The 17107-nt window shown below is 45.7% G+C and carries 17 protein-coding genes; 5 read left to right on the top strand and 12 right to left on the bottom strand.

All coding sequences use genetic code 11. The features are described 5' to 3' along the window. Positions 1-88: 88 nt before the first annotated feature. The gene (locus K0H61_RS13620) at positions 89-2110 is read left to right on the top strand and encodes a methyl-accepting chemotaxis protein (protein WP_220049945.1); all 2022 of its coding nucleotides are present in this window, start codon (positions 89-91) and stop codon (positions 2108-2110) included. Positions 2111-2227: 117 nt separating this feature from the next. On the opposite strand, the gene K0H61_RS13625 is transcribed toward K0H61_RS13620, so the two are convergent. The 7 genes from K0H61_RS13625 to rplU all read right to left on the bottom strand — a co-directional run bounded on the left by K0H61_RS13625 (position 2228) and on the right by rplU (position 6576). Next, the gene (locus tag K0H61_RS13625) at positions 2228-2644 is read right to left on the bottom strand and encodes a DUF3718 domain-containing protein (RefSeq protein ID WP_220049947.1); all 417 of its coding nucleotides are present in this window, start codon (positions 2642-2644) and stop codon (positions 2228-2230) included. A gap of 209 nt (positions 2645-2853) precedes the next feature. Beyond that, positions 2854-3336 carry a type 3 dihydrofolate reductase gene (gene folA, locus K0H61_RS13630; protein WP_220049948.1) on the bottom strand — a complete coding sequence of 161 codons (483 nt, stop codon included), beginning with the start codon at positions 3334-3336 and terminating at the stop codon, positions 2854-2856. 25 nt (positions 3337-3361) lie between these two features. Next, positions 3362-3835 (bottom strand): threonine/serine exporter family protein, encoded by a 474-nt coding sequence (locus K0H61_RS13635; protein ID WP_220049950.1) that lies wholly within the window; start codon positions 3833-3835, stop codon positions 3362-3364. Beyond that, positions 3832-4593: a threonine/serine exporter family protein gene (locus tag K0H61_RS13640; protein WP_220049952.1), complete on the bottom strand. Its 762-nt coding sequence runs from the start codon at positions 4591-4593 to the stop codon at positions 3832-3834. The genes K0H61_RS13635 and K0H61_RS13640 overlap by 4 nt, the downstream gene beginning before the upstream one ends. Before the next feature lie 25 nt (positions 4594-4618). After that, positions 4619-5785, bottom strand: coding sequence for an Obg family GTPase CgtA (gene cgtA, locus K0H61_RS13645; RefSeq protein ID WP_220049954.1), 1167 nt, complete (start codon positions 5783-5785; stop codon positions 4619-4621). 210 nt (positions 5786-5995) lie between these two features. Beyond that, on the bottom strand, positions 5996-6250 hold the full coding sequence (gene rpmA, locus K0H61_RS13650) for a 50S ribosomal protein L27 (RefSeq protein WP_007650346.1): 255 nt from the start codon (positions 6248-6250) through the stop codon (positions 5996-5998). Between the two features lie 14 nt (positions 6251-6264). Continuing rightward, positions 6265-6576, bottom strand: a complete 312-nt coding sequence (rplU, locus tag K0H61_RS13655; protein ID WP_220049956.1) for a 50S ribosomal protein L21 — start codon at positions 6574-6576, stop codon at positions 6265-6267. A 273-nt stretch (positions 6577-6849) separates the two neighbouring features. On the opposite strand from rplU, the gene ispB reads away from it, so the two are divergent. Continuing rightward, positions 6850-7821, top strand: a complete 972-nt coding sequence (gene ispB / locus K0H61_RS13660) for an octaprenyl diphosphate synthase (protein WP_220052717.1) — start codon at positions 6850-6852, stop codon at positions 7819-7821. Between the two features lie 83 nt (positions 7822-7904). On the opposite strand, the gene ung is transcribed toward ispB, so the two are convergent. Beyond that, positions 7905-8570 carry a uracil-DNA glycosylase gene (gene ung / locus K0H61_RS13665; RefSeq protein ID WP_220049957.1) on the bottom strand — a complete coding sequence of 222 codons (666 nt, stop codon included), beginning with the start codon at positions 8568-8570 and terminating at the stop codon, positions 7905-7907. Between the two features lie 268 nt (positions 8571-8838). After that, complete coding sequence (locus K0H61_RS13670) at positions 8839-9288, bottom strand: hypothetical protein (protein WP_220049958.1); 450 nt, start codon at positions 9286-9288, stop codon at positions 8839-8841. Between the two features lie 280 nt (positions 9289-9568). Here K0H61_RS13670 and K0H61_RS13675 point away from each other — a divergent pair, with 280 nt between their 5' ends. After that, positions 9569-9886, top strand: a complete 318-nt coding sequence (locus K0H61_RS13675; protein ID WP_220049960.1) for a DUF3144 domain-containing protein — start codon at positions 9569-9571, stop codon at positions 9884-9886. Between the two features lie 65 nt (positions 9887-9951). On the opposite strand, the gene K0H61_RS13680 is transcribed toward K0H61_RS13675, so the two are convergent. After that, positions 9952-10566 (bottom strand): LysE family translocator, encoded by a 615-nt coding sequence (locus K0H61_RS13680; protein WP_220049962.1) that lies wholly within the window; start codon positions 10564-10566, stop codon positions 9952-9954. Positions 10567-10662: 96 nt separating this feature from the next. Next, on the bottom strand, positions 10663-12204 hold the full coding sequence (locus K0H61_RS13685) for a S10 family peptidase (RefSeq protein ID WP_220049964.1): 1542 nt from the start codon (positions 12202-12204) through the stop codon (positions 10663-10665). A gap of 891 nt (positions 12205-13095) precedes the next feature. On the opposite strand from K0H61_RS13685, the gene K0H61_RS13690 reads away from it, so the two are divergent. Then, the gene (locus K0H61_RS13690; protein ID WP_220049965.1) at positions 13096-14700 is read left to right on the top strand and encodes an AMP-binding protein; all 1605 of its coding nucleotides are present in this window, start codon (positions 13096-13098) and stop codon (positions 14698-14700) included. A 68-nt stretch (positions 14701-14768) separates the two neighbouring features. Here K0H61_RS13690 and K0H61_RS13695 read toward each other — a convergent pair whose 3' ends face one another. Next, positions 14769-16526 (bottom strand): ABC transporter transmembrane domain-containing protein, encoded by a 1758-nt coding sequence (locus tag K0H61_RS13695; RefSeq protein WP_220052723.1) that lies wholly within the window; start codon positions 16524-16526, stop codon positions 14769-14771. A 212-nt stretch (positions 16527-16738) separates the two neighbouring features. Here K0H61_RS13695 and K0H61_RS13700 point away from each other — a divergent pair, with 212 nt between their 5' ends. Further along, positions 16739-17077: a DUF2956 domain-containing protein gene (locus tag K0H61_RS13700; RefSeq protein WP_220049967.1), complete on the top strand. Its 339-nt coding sequence runs from the start codon at positions 16739-16741 to the stop codon at positions 17075-17077. Positions 17078-17107: the final 30 nt, after the last annotated feature.

Raw genomic sequence — 17107 nt, forward strand, 5'->3', positions numbered from 1 at the left:
AATCCCGGCTCTGACCGATAACATTTGTCTAAGCATCGAATTTTTATACCCTTTTATTTCGGAAAAATAATAATAACCGGAGTCTCCTATGAAAGTTAATGTAGCCACCCGAGTCGTGGGTGGATTTGGCGTCGTCACGCTTTTACTGATGTTGTTGGGGCTCACCTCCTATCTAACCAATATCAATCTTAAAGAAAGCTCGGCGATGACACAGGAATTAAGTCTGCCAGCACTTAAAGCGACGAATCGCCTAACCGAAACATTAAGTGAACAACAGCGTCAGGTGTTAGTGGCGTATCATTCAACAAAATCGAGCAACATTCCTGAGCTTCGCGCGCAATTTAATACCCACGCCAATCAATTTAAAACCGAGATCACTCGCTTAACCCAATTGGTAACAAGTCAGCCGAAGCTCTCGGCGGAAATCAAACAGTTAAACGACAGCTTTGTGACCTTTGAACGCGATAGCACTGCAATGCTTCGTGAGCGTGAAGCAGCACTTAAAGTCCAAGAACAGCTTATTGGCATGAAAAAGCAACTCGAAAATGCCGCCGATGACGCCTCATCGATGCTGCTGGATATTACCGATCTGGAGAGCAGCACCAATACTGATGCTCAAAGCTTGGCAGCTTCAGCAAATGCTATCGATACAAGTTTAAGTAATATCATCACCACCATCGCTGATCTGGTCAGTAATGAAGAATTCAGTAAACATGAGCTGATTTCAAAGGAGCTTAGCTATATCCTCAGTGAAACCCGCGATAAGCTCGACTACATTAATCGCCACGGCCAGGGCTTAGTCGATGCCGAATTATTAACCTCACTCGGTGGTGATATTGCCAAAGTACTGAATATGTTCGAGGGTAGCGATGCCATAGAATCCCTCAAACTACGTCAACTCACCCACGTTAAAAACAGTGCCGAGCAACTAAGCACCATCGAAAATGACGTCAAACTGATTAACCGTAATATGGAATCGGTGAGCAATAATATCGAGCAGGTCGCGGCCAATATGAGCCAAGAGACCATTGCTCAAATTGATAATGCGAGCCTGTATACCGTTATCGTTGTCCTGATCGCAATAGCAGCAGCAATTGGGATAAGTTTTGCCGTCGTCACCCCACTTAAACGCTCATTAAACCAAGTGAATAACGCGCTCAATGTGTTGGCATCGGGTAATTTGACCCATAAGCTTGATGACTCTGGCCACGATGAATTTGCCGAACTTGCAAAAAACTGTAATCGTTTAGTCGACAGCCTACGTAGTTTAATCGTGGGCATCTTAGACCGCTCAAATCAATTAGCGGCCGCAGCAGAGCAAACATCTGCCATTACGGCCCAAACCACTTCGGGTATTCAAGAGCAAAAGAGTCAAGTGGATCAGGTAGCTACGGCAACTACTGAATTGAGCTCCAGTGCCCAGCAAGTGTCGATGAGTGCCGATGACGCCCTTGCGCAAATTCAGCAGGCTGATCAGGAGGCAAAACACATGCGTGTTATTGCCGAAGACAACAAACGCACTATTTTGGCACTGGCAGAGGAAGTCAGTAAAGCGGGACAAGTGATCAATAAAGTTCAAGCGGACAGTGCATCAATTGGCTCAATTTTAGATGTGATTCGGAGTATCGCCGAACAAACCAATCTACTGGCACTTAACGCTGCCATTGAAGCGGCCCGCGCCGGTGAACAGGGTCGTGGCTTTGCCGTGGTTGCAGATGAAGTCAGAAGCTTAGCCTCAAGAACCCAGGATTCGACCCGCGAGATCCAACAAATGATCGAAGTGCTGCAGCAGGGTGCTCAGCAAGCGGTAGCTGCGATGGAAATGGGTCGCGCCCAAGCCAATGCCTGTGTTGAAAAAACCGAGCAAGCCAATGTCGCGTTAGAGACTATCAGCCAATCTGTGCATAAGGCCTATGATGCCGGCACTCATATCGCACACGCCGCACAAGAACAGAACCTAGTCAGTCAACAAGTATCTGAAAAGCTTGAACACATTGCGGCGATCTCGGAAGAAACTGCGATTGGCGCCGACCAAACTGCGCAATCGAGCCACCAAGTGGCTAAATTGGCTGAAGAGCTGCAATCCTCTGTGGGTGAGTTTAGGGTCTAACTAATAATATAAATTGGGGTCTTTTCCAGCAGTTAAACTTTAATAAAATGCCAATAAAAATGCCGAGCTTAAGCTCGGCATTTTTGTGTAGATAGTGAAGCGTTGAGCGACTTAAGATTAATCCTCTTCGCCGCCAGCTGCGCCACCTAAACGTTCCTTCACCGCAGCGGTGATAGGGCTAGCACCGTGACCATTGGCTACGGCCCAAGCTTCAATCGTTAGACCATCTCTTTCAGAGATACCCAATTCATGGGCCGATAAACGCTTGGCAACAAATTCACCTGCATCATTGGCACTCGCGCCATAGGCGGTACGCAATAAACTTTGACCATCACAGCTAATGCCACTGTAGATTTGGCGCAGTTTTACGCGGTTTTCTTTGAGTTTCTTACGCAAACGGTTTTTATCATTGGCTTTGACATAATCACAGATACTGGCAACCAATGGATCCGCTTCACCCGCTTTAGCAGGGCTTGGCATCGCAACAACACTAAGACCCATAACAGCTGCCACGGCGATAGGCATCAAACGCATCCGATACTCCTTACTTTCTTATTGTTTTATTTAGTGTGTATGGACTGCCTGTATATCTCGCGATATAAGCCTCTGTTGTTAGTGTAAAGCCAGATGGATTAATAAATCCTAAAATCCGATCCTCGGCGAAAACCACCTGCTACGATTCAATACATAAGATATATTGACAATCCATACGTACAGGGTGTAACACAAGAGCAAGGGTTAATTTAACACTCTTTTATCAAGTTGATAAAGCGATATTCTAGCCCCTGAGCATTTATTTCCGCTTTAGATTCAGTTACCTGCCATTGTCCATCATTCCAATCGGGGAAATAGGTATCGCCCTCAACATCTAAATTAATTTCAGTGAGATACAGTTTATCGGCTAACGGCAAAAACTCTGCATAGAGTTGACCACCGCCGATAATGACTAACTCCTCACACTCTCCAGCAGCCGCTTTGGCGGCCTCGAATGATGTCACACAGGTCACGCCTTCAATTACTAAATCGGCTTGCCGAGAAATCACTATGTTATGGCGGCCAGGCAGTGGTCTTCCTATCGACTCAAAGGTTTTACGCCCCATCACTACGGGTTTACCTAGAGTCATCGCCTTAAAATGGCGTAAATCCTCGGGTAAATGCCAAGGCATTTGGTTATCTTTTCCGATGACTCGATTGTTTGCCATGGCGGCAATCATAGCGATGCGCATGTTCACTCCTGTGTTGTAGGGATAATTATTTTATGACTGGACGAGTTCTAAAATACAGCAGGCTGGGTAACGCTAAGCCCACTGACAGCGCCCCCAAAATGAAAACGGTTTTTAAACCATTACTGATGACCTGTCCCGTCAATTCTTGACTCACTTGGGACTGGGCCGTCAATTGCACTAGGGCAATCACGGTATTAAAGGCATAAGTTCCTGGGATCATAGGGATAATAGCGGCCACTGCGTACATCAGTGGCGGCGCTAAATGGCGTTTCGCAAAACCTATGGTGATAGTGCCGACGATAGCCGCAGCGACAAAGGTCGCCCATTCAATCGGCATTCCATATTGCAACATAAAGGTACGCGAGCTGTGGCCTAATGCGCCTGCGAGTGCGCAATAAGGTAAAAAGCGTCTAGGCACATTAAACACCATGGCAAATCCCACCGCTGGAATGGCGGAGAAAAAGGCATCATGCAGTAGCAGGATTATCAATTCCATCATAGGAAATTACCACCTAACTGCATGGCAATAGTAATGCCAATCACCGATGCGACAGTTAATAGGGTCGCATGTCCCCAACGGGAAATACCGACGTTCATATGTCCTTTCACCATATCGGAGATGGCATTGATCATCGGAAAGCCCGGTACCAGCATTAACACACTGGCGGCCATTGCCGCCTGCGGGGTGTCACTCAATTGAAACACGTACCCTGTCTGCGCTAGTAGGCTAGTAACAAAGGCTGTAATTGAAAAGTTAACTAGTAAATTAAAATGGCGCTTTGCAATGGCTAAACGTACCGACATGCCAACGGCCGAAGCAAAAAAGGTAATCACAGAGGCGGCAAGATCGCCATTAAATAGATGGCAAAAACTGGCGCAGGACAAACCTATCATCAGGATAACAAGATATGGCGGATAGGTTTTAGGCTCGATTCGAGCAAGGCGTTTTCGCACTTCATTAGGTCCGTAAAGGCCCTTTTCGGTGAGTAAACAGATACGTTGTAATTCGCAGACGATGGCCATATTGATGCCATGTTCACGGATCCTTCGGGTCGTGGTGATGCAACGACCATGGACCAAACTGGTTAATACGAGGGAATTTGAAGAGATGGAGAGCTCGACGCTCGCAAGCCCCAAGGCCTGACCTAGGCGCTGGCTGATTTCTTCAACCAAATCAGATTCAGCACCGTAGGCCAATAACAATTGTGCGACTCGCACAACCTGCCGAGTAATATCATTTTGAGTATCAGCGTACACAGAACTCTCAAATTAGATATAGGGATTATCTTTGGTAGATTACTTCTACGTCGTAGTCGTCATCATCAAAGTCGTCATCGAAATCATCATCATAGTCTTCATTAATTGAATCAATGTTGGCCTGATGATAGTTATCCCACTTAAACTCAACCTCTGCATCAGGATTCGCATCTTTATCTTCTGGAGGAAGACTTTGGATGAAATCGAGCAGTTTAGTCGCTAATTCTTTCGTGCCGTCACGGCCATAGGCAGAAATAGTGTATACATCACCTTCCCAACCTAATTCTTTAACCACGCGGTCAACTTTCTGTTTAAGCTCTTCTTCTAGCAGTAAATCTGACTTATTGAAGACTAACCAACGAGGCTTACTCGCCAATTTTGGAGAATACTTTTCGAGTTCACCCACAATCGCGCGAGCCGAATCGACTGGATCGGTACCATCAATCGGTTCGATATCAATGATGTGTAACAGGATACGGCAACGCTCTAAGTGTTTCAGGAAGCGAATACCCAGACCAGCCCCTTCGGCAGCGCCTTCGATCAAACCAGGAATGTCGGCGATCACAAAGCTTTGTCCAGGACGAGGGTTAACCACACCTAGGTTAGGCACTAAAGTCGTGAAAGGATAATCTGCTACCTTTGGCGTAGCACGGGATACCGCGCGAATGAAAGTCGATTTACCCGCGTTTGGCATACCAAGTAAGCCTACATCCGCCAGTAACAATAGCTCGAGCTTAAGGCTACGAACTTCACCAGGAGTGCCTAAGGTTTTTTGGCGTGGAGCACGGTTAGTACTGCTCTTAAAGCGAGTGTTACCTAAACCATGGAAGCCACCCTTAGCAACCAGTAATTTTTGACCATGGGTCGTTAAATCACCTAGTACTTCTTCAGTTTCATCATCAATGGCGCGAGTACCCACTGGTACTTTTAAGACCAGATCTTTACCGCTGTGGCCAGTACAGTCACGACCACGACCGTTCTCACCACGCTCGGCCATGTGAAAACGTTCGAAACGGTATTCAATCAGTGTGTTATAGTTTTCATCGGCCTCAAGATAAACGCTACCGCCGTCGCCACCATCACCACCATCAGGACCACCATCAGGGATATACTTTTCGCGTCTGAAACTCACACAACCGCTACCGCCGTCGCCCGCTTCGACCCTAATTACTGCCTCATCGACAAACTTCATACTTACTCCTGGCATCACTGAATGAAGGAATTATACCGTTTAACTTCATCGGTCGCCAAAAAACTCGAGATATTGCCCCCAATTTTACCAGTCAAGATCCTCAATTTGATAAAGATTTATCAAACTATCTTGCTCCGAGAAAAATAGAGACTCAAAAAACAGAAAGCCCCACCAAAGGCGGGGCTTTACAGTATAAGCTAGACTCGAAAATTAAGCTTCGATGCTAATAAACTTACGGTTATTAGGACCTTTAACTTCGAATTTTACTTTACCGTCAGTCAGAGCAAACAGAGTGTGGTCACGACCAATACCCACGTTTACTCCAGCGTGGAATTTAGTACCACGTTGACGAACGATAATGTTACCAGCTAGAACTGATTCACCGCCAAAGCGCTTAACACCAAGACGTTTACTTTCTGAATCACGGCCGTTACGAGTAGAACCGCCAGCTTTTTTATGTGCCATGAGTTAGACTCCTATTATGCGTTGATAGCAGTAATTTTAACTTCGGTGAACCACTGACGGTGGCCCAACTTCTTGTCGTGGTGCTTACGACGACGGAATTTAACAATAGTTACTTTCTCGCCACGACCATGACTTACTACTTCAGCAACGACTTTACCGCCAGCTACTAAAGGAGCACCAACGTGTACAGTTTCACCGTCAGCGATCAACAGAACTTGATCGAACTCAACAGTTGAACCAGTAGCAACTTCTAACTTTTCTAAACGAACTGTGTGGCCTGGGGCTACACGGTGTTGTTTACCACCACTTTGAAAAACAGCGTACATAGCTATTTTACTCCGATATTCCTAACACGCTGGCCCACACATTTGGGAGGCAGGGTGCTACAAAAACTTTATTGACAATGGGCGCGGAGTTTACGCGAAGAATCGCCATCTGGCAAGCCCTAATTAGGAAAGAATAAAAAAAGGCCGGAATAACTCGCACATTAGTAGTGCTAGTACTGTCATATGTCAGAATTTTAGGTAAAATTCTTCTTATATAATACATGAGCCTAAATAGAGGCCGGGTACGTAATGGCCCCACAACCAGAGTCTATTATGGATTTAAACGCTATTCGTCAACTGGCTGACACTGATATGCAAGCGATCAATCAGCTGATATATAAACAGCTCGAATCAGATGTCGCCCTAATCAACCAGCTGGGTTTCTATATCATTAATGGCGGTGGAAAACGTCTACGCCCATTACTCTCTGTGCTAGCCGCCAGAGCGGTCAATTACCAAGGTGAAGATCACTTGAAATTGGCAGCGATTATAGAGTTTATTCATACCGCTTCGCTACTCCATGATGATGTAGTCGATGAATCCACCCTACGCCGTGGCCGTGAAACCGCTAATGCCCTTTTTGGTAATAGTGCCAGCGTACTTGTGGGTGACTTCCTTTATACCCGTTCTTTCCAGATGATGACCGAGCTCGACAGCATGCGCGTATTACGCGTGCTTGCTGATACCACTAACGTCCTAGCCGAAGGTGAAGTGCTGCAGTTAATGAACTGCAAAGATCCTGACACCACAGAAGAAAGTTATATGCGGGTCATTTACTGTAAAACCGCCAAGCTATTTGAGGCCGCAACCTTACTTGCTGCCGTGCTTGCAGGTGCAACGCCCGAGCAGGAAACGGCATTAGGGGATTACGGTAAGTATTTAGGTACAGCGTTTCAGCTAACCGATGATTTGCTCGACTACACCGCTGACAGTGAAGAGCTTGGTAAGAACATTGGCGATGACTTAGCGGAAGGTAAGCCAACCCTGCCACTCATTTATGCCATTGCCCATGGCACCGATGAAGAAAAGCAGCTTATTCGTCAAGCAATTGAGCAGGGCGATGGTACCCACGCAATTGAACAGATTGTTGCAGCACTGCATCACTGCGGCGCTCTGACCTACACTCAACATAAGGCAGTAGAAGAATCAGACAAAGCGATTGCAGCATTGTCGATATTGCCAGACAGTGCATTTAAGACAGCCTTGATTTCATTGGCTAAGATTGCCGTTGACCGCAATCACTAATTGCTGAATCGAGTATCTAAAGTGATAAAAAAGCCTTACCAAGATAGACTCTGGTAAGGCTTTTTTATTTGTGAAGTGTAGATTTACACCTGCCACTCAATAGGTGCTTCTCCCCTAGCGCTCAACAGTTCATTGACCTTGGAAAAGTGCCCACAACCAAAAAAACCCCGATAGGCCGATAAAGGCGATGGATGCGGCCCAGAAAGAATTTGATGATGCTTGGCATTAATGACCGCACCTTTCTTAATGGCATGACTTCCCCACAGCACAAAAATAATGGGTCTTTCTTGGGCATTTAACAGCTTTAACGCTTCAGTAGTAAACGCTTCCCAACCGGCCTTAGCGTGGGAATGGGCCAGCCCCTGCTCTACGGTTAATACGGTATTGAGCATTAAAACGCCCTGCTCTGCCCAGCGACTTAAGTCACCATGTTCAGGAATCCTAAAACTAGGAATATCAGTGAGTAACTCTTTGTACATATTGGCTAATGAGGGTGGTGGTTTAATGCCACGCTTAACCGAGAAGCACAGGCCGTGGGCCTGATTTGGGCCATGGTAAGGATCTTGACCAATCAGCACGACCCGCACATTTTCTAAGGGTGTGGCCTTAAAGGCATTGAAGACCTCATCCTTAGGCGGATAAATCACCTTACCCGCTTCCCGCTCTTGATTCACAAACGCAATGAGCTTTTGATAATAAGGCTCGTTGCGTTGATGGTCGATAAATGCCTGCCAGGTCGTCAAAATCACTTTCTCTACTCAAAGTTACAATGCCGATAGCTTAAAAGTGATAGTACGCTCTGACAAGCTTGACTCGGTTTTAAATCCCCTGTGTTGACAACTCTTGCCAATAAGCAGCATTAATTAGCCACATTAACCAAACTGCTCAGTGTCATAATCGCCCGCTACTGCCACATTTCAAACCGACTAAATGAAGGTGTTACCGCAATAATCTAATCAGCCAACAGCAGAGTGTTAAAAAAACTACCTTTGCAGGGGCAATTTTCAAACGTATTCATTAATGACCATGGCCGTGCCCATGACCTCGACCACCATCGTCTCGGTCTTTACGGCGGTCATGCTTGTCATAATGTTTATCGTGGTGTTTGTGGTAATGTTTTTCGTGTTTATGGGAGCGGTAACGGGGTGCGTACTCGTCACGATACCAACCATCCTGAACAAAATAGACTGGACGACCACAAGCGCCATAGTTAGCACAATAGCGACGCCATTTTTTCGCATGGCCTGGCGGTACGCGTAGATAAATAGGCTCATACATAACCGGTGCCTGCTGGATAATCACGGGTTGCTCGTAAATCACAGGTGGACGTGGAAATTTACCGATATTGATTTGACCGTAAAAATTTGGGTCGCCGATATCAATCGACACCCCAACATCTGCCGCAACGGCCGAGTATGAAGCTACAGTGAGTAGCAAAGCTGACAGTGTGAGTTTAATGGCTTTCATGACAGTTCTCCTGTTAATTGGCGCCAGTATGCGAGCGGAAAACTGAACAGAAGATGAATCATCACCGAGCACAGTAAAATGTATGTGATCGACACTCAGATTTATATTTACGCTTTAATACGACCAGTCATATATCAAGCCTGATTTCCGCCATCGATGACGTACTCACAATGGAATTTTCGACCCTAGATTCAGATCCCAATAGTTAAGCTTGAACCATTCCTTCCAGCTAAATTTAGGATAGAATCGGCCAACACTTATTATTTTCAGAGCGTATGCAATGACCGAAACCAGCAACACCACTATTTTTGAACTTGCCGATCAATTTATTGCACTAGCAAACCAGCTTAGCCAGCAGGAAGAAGATGTGGGCAAAGTCGGAACGGCGCTACGTTTCGCAGCTGCACGTTTTAATGCCTTTGAAGCCGCAATTAAATCGGTAGACTTGGTGGCAGAAAAACAAGAAGCCCTAAATTGGTTTAGTGCAGAGTACCGTGAAATGCTTAATGAGAATTTGGACGATCATATCGCAAACCCACCCGCGATCGCTGAAGACTCAGCTCATGTTGACGAGTCGGTGCAAATTTTTAAGGTTTAATGCGAGCGACTTTTCCAATAAAAAACGCCATCCATCGATGGCGTTTTTTATTTAAGCGCTGTTTATTAAAGGCTATAGACCACCCTAAGCGCCAATAGGATTAACACTACACCAGAGAGTTTATCAATTAGACCGGCTTTTTCCCTCAACTTGGGCAATACGCTCGAATGAGAAAGAATAAGCGCAATTAAGGTATACCAAAGACCATCGACCACTAATGGCGTTATCACGATAATCACCTGTCCTGTCAGCGTCTGTGCCGCCATCACAAATTGACTAAATAACGCCAAGAAAAATAGCATAATTTTGGGATTAAAAAGCGATATAGCAATGCCATCACGAGCCGCTGTAAGCGCATCGGTAGGTTCACCTGCAGCAAGTTTGGTCTGCATCCCACCGTTTGAACGCAGCGCTTGAATACCCATCCAAGCAAGATATAGGGCGCCGATAATCGCAATGCCATTAAACACTAGCGGCGCTTTTTTTAGCACTAATGCTAAACCCAATAGCGTAACTAACGCATAAATACCAATACCAATAGAGTGCGCCCAGGCGCACACAATTCCCTTAGCACGACCGCCACCCAATGTATGACGCACAACCATAGCCAAGCTCGGTCCAGGTGACATAGCACCCAGACAACAAATAGCCAGTAACCCTAACCAAGTACTAAAACTCATGCCTAATGCCTTGAAGAATTAAAAGGCCCTACAAGGGCCTTAACAATGGTGGAATTCTATCACTCACAATCCAGAGGAGTAACTCCTCTTAGGCGCTTATTTAGGATGATAAAAATCGCGAATATCCTTAGCAAGCTGCGCCAGAGATTGTGGCTCAACATACATCATGTGCCCCGCTTTATAATAATGCATAGTCACTCGGCTATTATCTATGCCATTATCGGCAAAGGTATTTTCGGTGGCAAAAAACGGCGTTGCAAAATCAAAGTAACCATTGCCCACAAAGATACGTAAATCTTTATTCTCGCGCTGTGCTTGGCCAAGATAAGGTGCCACGTTTACATAGTGCATTTGTTTGCCGCTTACGCTCCAATTCCAGCCCCGGTTGACATCGGTGGATAATACATTGAAGGGGCGAGACAATTTAACCCCTAAATCCTCGTAAAGATATTGGTGCATCGCAGCAGTATAGGCACCATCGATACCATAGCCAGAGGGATCATTATCGGTTGAGTCACCACCACTATCGTAATCTTTGCCTGTGTAACGACTGTCTAATCGCCCGACCGTTAAATCTTGATCACGAAGTAGTTCCTTCGTATAACGGCTGGCACTCACTCGCAGATTGACCCTATCAAGATAGTGCTCGCTCAGCCCCGTGAAACGGGCTAATTCCGTTCTCACTGTTTGATATTCTGCTTCAGCTAATCGACTACCCTGCAATAGCGCGAGCGCATAGTCTTTAATTGCAAATTGTCGCGCTTGTTCAACAAATTGTTCTAACCCTAACGCCCTATCGGCATCACTGACTCTATTATGGTAAAAAGCTGTCGCCGCCATTGTGGGTAAAAAGCCGATATAGGGCTGATGATTACCCGGTTGATAACGGGCATGACTGAAATCCAAAATAGATGAAATCAGCATAACACCGTTGACGGAAATATCAGTCCAGCCACCTTGCAACTCATCCACTAAGGCCGCAGCACGTGTCGTGCCGTAACTCTCCCCAGCAAGGTATTTAGGTGAATTCCAGCGCTTATGTTCAATCAGCCAACGGCGGATGAATTCGGCTATCGACTGCGCATCCTCATTAACGCCCCAATAATCAGCTGCCTTTTTCTCACCCAGTGCGCGACTAAAACCTGTGCCAACGGGGTCGATAAATACTAGGTCCGATTCATCTAACATCGAAAACTCATTGGCTTCCATCCGATAAGGTGCTGCGCCATCATCTTGACCATCACCAGGGACAACAACCCGTTTTGGACCAAAGAGCCCCATGTGTAACCATAATGAAGCTGAACCTGGCCCGCCATTAAAAATAAAAGTCACAGGGCGTTTAGTGGCGTCTTTAATATCGTCACGCAGATAGGTGATGGAAAAAATACTCGCCTGTTGCTCGCCCTTGTCATCCTCAAGCAGAGTCTCACCTGCGATTGCTTGGTAACTGATTTTTTGATTTCGGATTGAAAAGCGATGGCTGGTTTTCACCACTTCCGGCACAATTTTTTCTACTCTTACCTCGGGCTTTTTGCTGGGCTCTGCCTGCGATGCCATGGTAATGAGCAATAATAGGGGCAAAAAGATTGCACTTAATCGGGTCAAAAAGTGAGGCTTAATTAATCTGTTGCTTGCCATAAAAGTCCTTTGTTTATTTGTATTTATTTTGTGGCAAGCTTACAAATTCTCTGCGATGGGTGCAAAAGTGCAATTGCAACTGAATGCGTCAAATATTGTCCTTAAAACTCTTATTCGAACTGTGTTATTGAATGTTATCGCAGGGATATTCGCCAAGAAAAAGGGCTGCATTGCAGCCCTTTTGGATACTTCAAATAGGTAAAGGCAAATTTCTGGAAAGGTGGGCAGAAATTGCTTTATTTGTTCAACAGCTGTCAAACCCATTAGACCAAGAAAAGATCTAAAGTAAGCATTACTTAAATATTTTGATTCTGATTACGAACGCCCTCAACTGTGGCTGTTATTTTCTCGCACCAAAACAAAACATTTACAAAACATTTTTATAACAAATAGAGTAAATGATCCAGCAATTAATGCCTATGATTAGGGTTATTCATGTTCCTGCTGAAATGATATCCGTTGAGGCCAAGAGCGGATCAATGACATTCAAACCAAAATGAAAAGAAACTCAATCGTTCAAAAAACAAGCATGATTTATAAGTCGCAATTGAAGGCGAACAAAAAACGACCAAAAGAAAGGGGGTTCAGCATTTGCTGATACACTAGGTTGCGAAGCGATAAAATGTGACCTATATCAAAATATTACTTAGGATTATTCAAATCTAACTGCTGATTTTTAATCTAAAAATTTCTTCGCATCTTTATCTCATCGGACGTGTTCCACCTTTAACATTTAGAGTAAAAATTCTATTTTTACAAGTAGATAATCTACACAACAACCACAATAAATTAACGATAAACATTGACCTGCTAGGTCTGTCCCTCTAATCTAAACACCCGTTTGATTTTAAAATAATAACAACGAATAAACCTATTTTGAGGTAATTAGGCATGGCATACGATCAATATCCTCAACTCGATCTTGGCAAATACTCTTCTCTTATTGACTTAATCGAACAAACCAGCCAACGCTTCGGTGACAAAGATGCATATGTTTGTTTGGGGAAAACAAGCAGCTTTAATGAAATAGAACGCGACTCACGCTATTTTGCCGCCTATTTGCAAAACAACACCACGTTGCAACCAGGCGATCGCATTGCGATTCAATTACCCAATATTACCCAGTTTGTGATCGCAGCGTATGGTGCACTCAGAGCAGGTCTTATCTTAGTTAACACAAACCCTCTGTATACTGAACGTGAGCTAATTCATCAATTTAATGATTCTGGTGCTAAGGCACTGGTTGTATTATCAGATCTGTTACCTACTCTAGCCAAGGTTGTCGCTAATACGCCGCTGGAATTGGTCATTTCTACCCATCCATTAGATCTCATCGATCCACAGGTACAGCCTAAAACCGGCCTTAAAAATGTCGAGTTCTGTGACGTACTTAAAAAAGGGGCTGAACTACCTTTTACCCGCTTCACACCCAATCAAGGTGATTTAGCCGCACTACAATATACTGGTGGCACTACGGGTTTATCTAAGGGTGCCATGCTGTCCCATACCAACATGCTAGCTAACGCCGCTCAGGTTAAATCCCGTATTGGTAGCACCATAGTTGAAGGTGAAGAGATATTTGTTGCTCCACTGCCCATCTACCACATTTATGCCTTTATGGTGAATTTAGTGCTGTACTTCGAGTGCGGTGCTTGCTCAGTGTTGATCCCTAACCCACGTGATATCAATGGGTTAATCAAAACTATGTCACAGTTTAAGTTCACAGGATTTGCAGGACTAAATACGCTGTTCGTCGGACTCTGCCACCAACCCGAGTTTAAAGCGTTGGATTTCAGCCACCTTAAAATCACTATCTCAGGTGGGACAGCACTGACAGCCGCCGCCGCTAATATTTGGCAACAAACGACAGGCGTGATGATCAGTGAAGGTTACGGATTATCTGAAACCTCACCGGTGATTTCGCTCAACGCTCCTGGGCATCAAAGACTGGGAACCATTGGTAAGCCAGTACTCAGCACTGAGGTGAAACTGCTGGATGAGAACGGTGAAGAAGTTGCTCTAGGTGAAGCTGGCGAACTCGCCGCCCGTGGACCACAAGTCATGCTAGGTTACTGGAATAATCCCCAAGAAACGGCCAATGTGATGACTGCCGATGGCTTCTTCAAGACAGGCGATATCGCAGTGCAAATTGAAGATGGCTTTCACCAAATCGTTGATCGTAAAAAAGATATGATCATCGTATCCGGTTTTAACGTGTATCCAAACGAAGTGGAAAACGTGTTAGCTAGCCACCCGAATATTATCGAGTGTGCAGTGATTGGCGTGAAAGATGAGCATTCTGGTGAAGCGGTGAAAGCCTTTATCGTATTAAAAGACGACAGCGTTGATCCAACCGAAATGAAGAGTGCCATTCTAAGCTATTGCCGTGAACAGCTAACAGCCTATAAATTGCCTAAAGCTATCGAGTTTATGAAACAACTTCCGAAGAGCACAGTCGGTAAGATCCTGCGCCGCGAGCTGAAAACTCAGGCCTAATCAGCTCAAGGCAGTGTATGAATAAGAAACCCCAGTGCTTCAAGTACTGGGGTTTTATTTTAGGATTATCACACTGGCGCATCTTCAGTAAGCAGCTGAAGGCTTGCAAACTCGCGGTATAACTCACTCGTTTGCATCAACATCTGATGCTTGCCACTCGCGACGATTTCGCCCTTATCAAAGACAAAGATTCGGTCGGCATTGATCACTGTCGCTAAACGATGGGCGATAATCAGGGTCGTTTTACCAGCCATCAACACATCCAGCGCCTGCTTAACCTTTTGCTCACTGACCGCATCCAACGCACTCGTCGCCTCATCGAGTAACAAAATAGGCCTATCGGCCAAGATGGCCCTGGCAATCGCAATACGCTGCTTTTGACCGCCCGATAAACGTACTCCACGCTCCCCAAGGTAAGTTTGATACCCTTCGCTAAACTCACTAATAAATTCATGGGCACGGGCGGCAATACAGGCATCAATCACCTCTTGCTCGGTCGCATCCACTCGCCCATAACGCACATTCTCAAGCACGCTGGTTGCAAAGATAACCGAGTCTTGGGGCACCAATGCAAATTGTGCCCGTAAATCCGTCGGTGAAAGCATTGCGATATCCACGCCATCGAGGGTAATTTTCCCCTCTGATGGTACATAAAACCGCTGCAGTAATTGGAACAAAGTACTCTTACCTGCCCCACTAGGCCCCACAAGGGCCACACGCTCACCTTGCTTGATCGCCAGATCGATTTGTTTAAGTACTAGGCCCGATTGCTCAGGGTAATGGAAACTCAATTTAGCGATTTGAAGTTCACCCTTTACCGGCATAGGTAAAGGGTGTGGCTCTATGGGGGCGGGAATATCTACCTCGGTTTCAGCCAACTCAATCAGGCGCTCCGCCGCCCCCGATGCGCGCTGAATTTCCCCCACGACCTCACTGATAGTGGCAACGGCACCTGCAACCATCACCGCGTAAAACATAAAGGCCGAGAGCTCTCCCCCCGTCATCTTGCCAGCCATCACATCGTGGGCGCCAACCCAAGTCACTAAAGCAATAGCGGCAATACTTAAAAACATTACCGAAGAAATGAGTAGCGCCCGATAGCGTATCCGTCCATTGGCAGCGCTCATCACATCCTCAACTCTGTCATTAAACAGGGTGCGATCCTTATCCTCATGACCATAGGCTTGCACCGTATGAATTTCATGTAAGGTTTCATCGACGTAGGCGCCAAGATCGGCAACTCTATCCTGGCTGTCTCGCGCCAATGCCCGCACTTTGCGACCAAAAAAGCCAACGGGACCTAGCACTAATGGCACCGCGAGTAATACTAACAGCGTCATCTTTACACTCGTTAGCGCCATCATTCCAAGGCCACCAATCACGGTGACACTCGAACGCAGCGCCATTGACAAACTCGACCCTACCACGGTTTGCAGCAGAGTGGAGTCGGCGGTAAAACGGGAGATCACTTCACCGGTTCTGATCTTGGCATAAAAAGCTGGAGACAATTTAAGCAGTTGATTGTAAACAGTAAGACGAATATCAGCGCTCACCCGTTCCCCAAGCCAGCTCATTAAATAGAAACGACAAAACACCGCTGTGCCACTCAAGGCGGTAATCCCAAGAACCAGCAGGATAATTTCATTCAGCCTTGCCGCATTATCTTTAATAAAGCCCTCGTCCACCATCAAGCGCACTCCCTGCCCCATGGATAACCAAGCGAGGGAGCCAATCATAAGAAACACTAAGGCGGCCATCACTTGCAGACGATAGGGTTTAAGAAACTTCCAAATCCAAGGCAATACGGCGCGTTGACGAATATTCATTTTCGCCGACGAATTTACGATATTGTCATCTTCAGATGTAACTAGCGCGGATTTGTTGCTCGATAAATTCACAGTTATTCCTTCCCATAACACAACTGACTAGGACATCTTCGGTGTAAAAACATCAATAACCTAGTTAAATAAATTTGAAGAAAAGTTTGATGTAAAAGATTTAGGTATAATAGGCGCTTAACCTTCGTAATGGTGCAAAAATGAAACCCACAATTTCAGCAGAAACTCAGCAAGATGCCCTTGCTGTCGCAAAGTCCATCCAAAAACCGGGGCAGACCAAGGAGCAAACTAAGCTTATCGCCCAAGGGATTGAAAAGGGTATCGCCGAATATAAAAAACAGCAAAAAGCAAAGGCCCGTGAGCGGGATAAATTTCGCAAGCAACAATTAAAATCTAAGGCCCAAGCCAGCATCGCATTTGAAGATGAGCCAAGTGATGAGTACGAAAGCGCACTCTCTCAATTTACGACCGCCACTTGGATTTGCCTCACTCTACTGCTAGTTAGCTGGTTAGGTTTCGGCCTATATCTGCTGCGCTAATGGCAGCGTTGACTGCATGTTTTAGTAAGG

It is taken from the genome of Shewanella acanthi, from assembly GCF_019457475.1.
Classification (GTDB): domain Bacteria; phylum Pseudomonadota; class Gammaproteobacteria; order Enterobacterales; family Shewanellaceae; genus Shewanella; species Shewanella acanthi.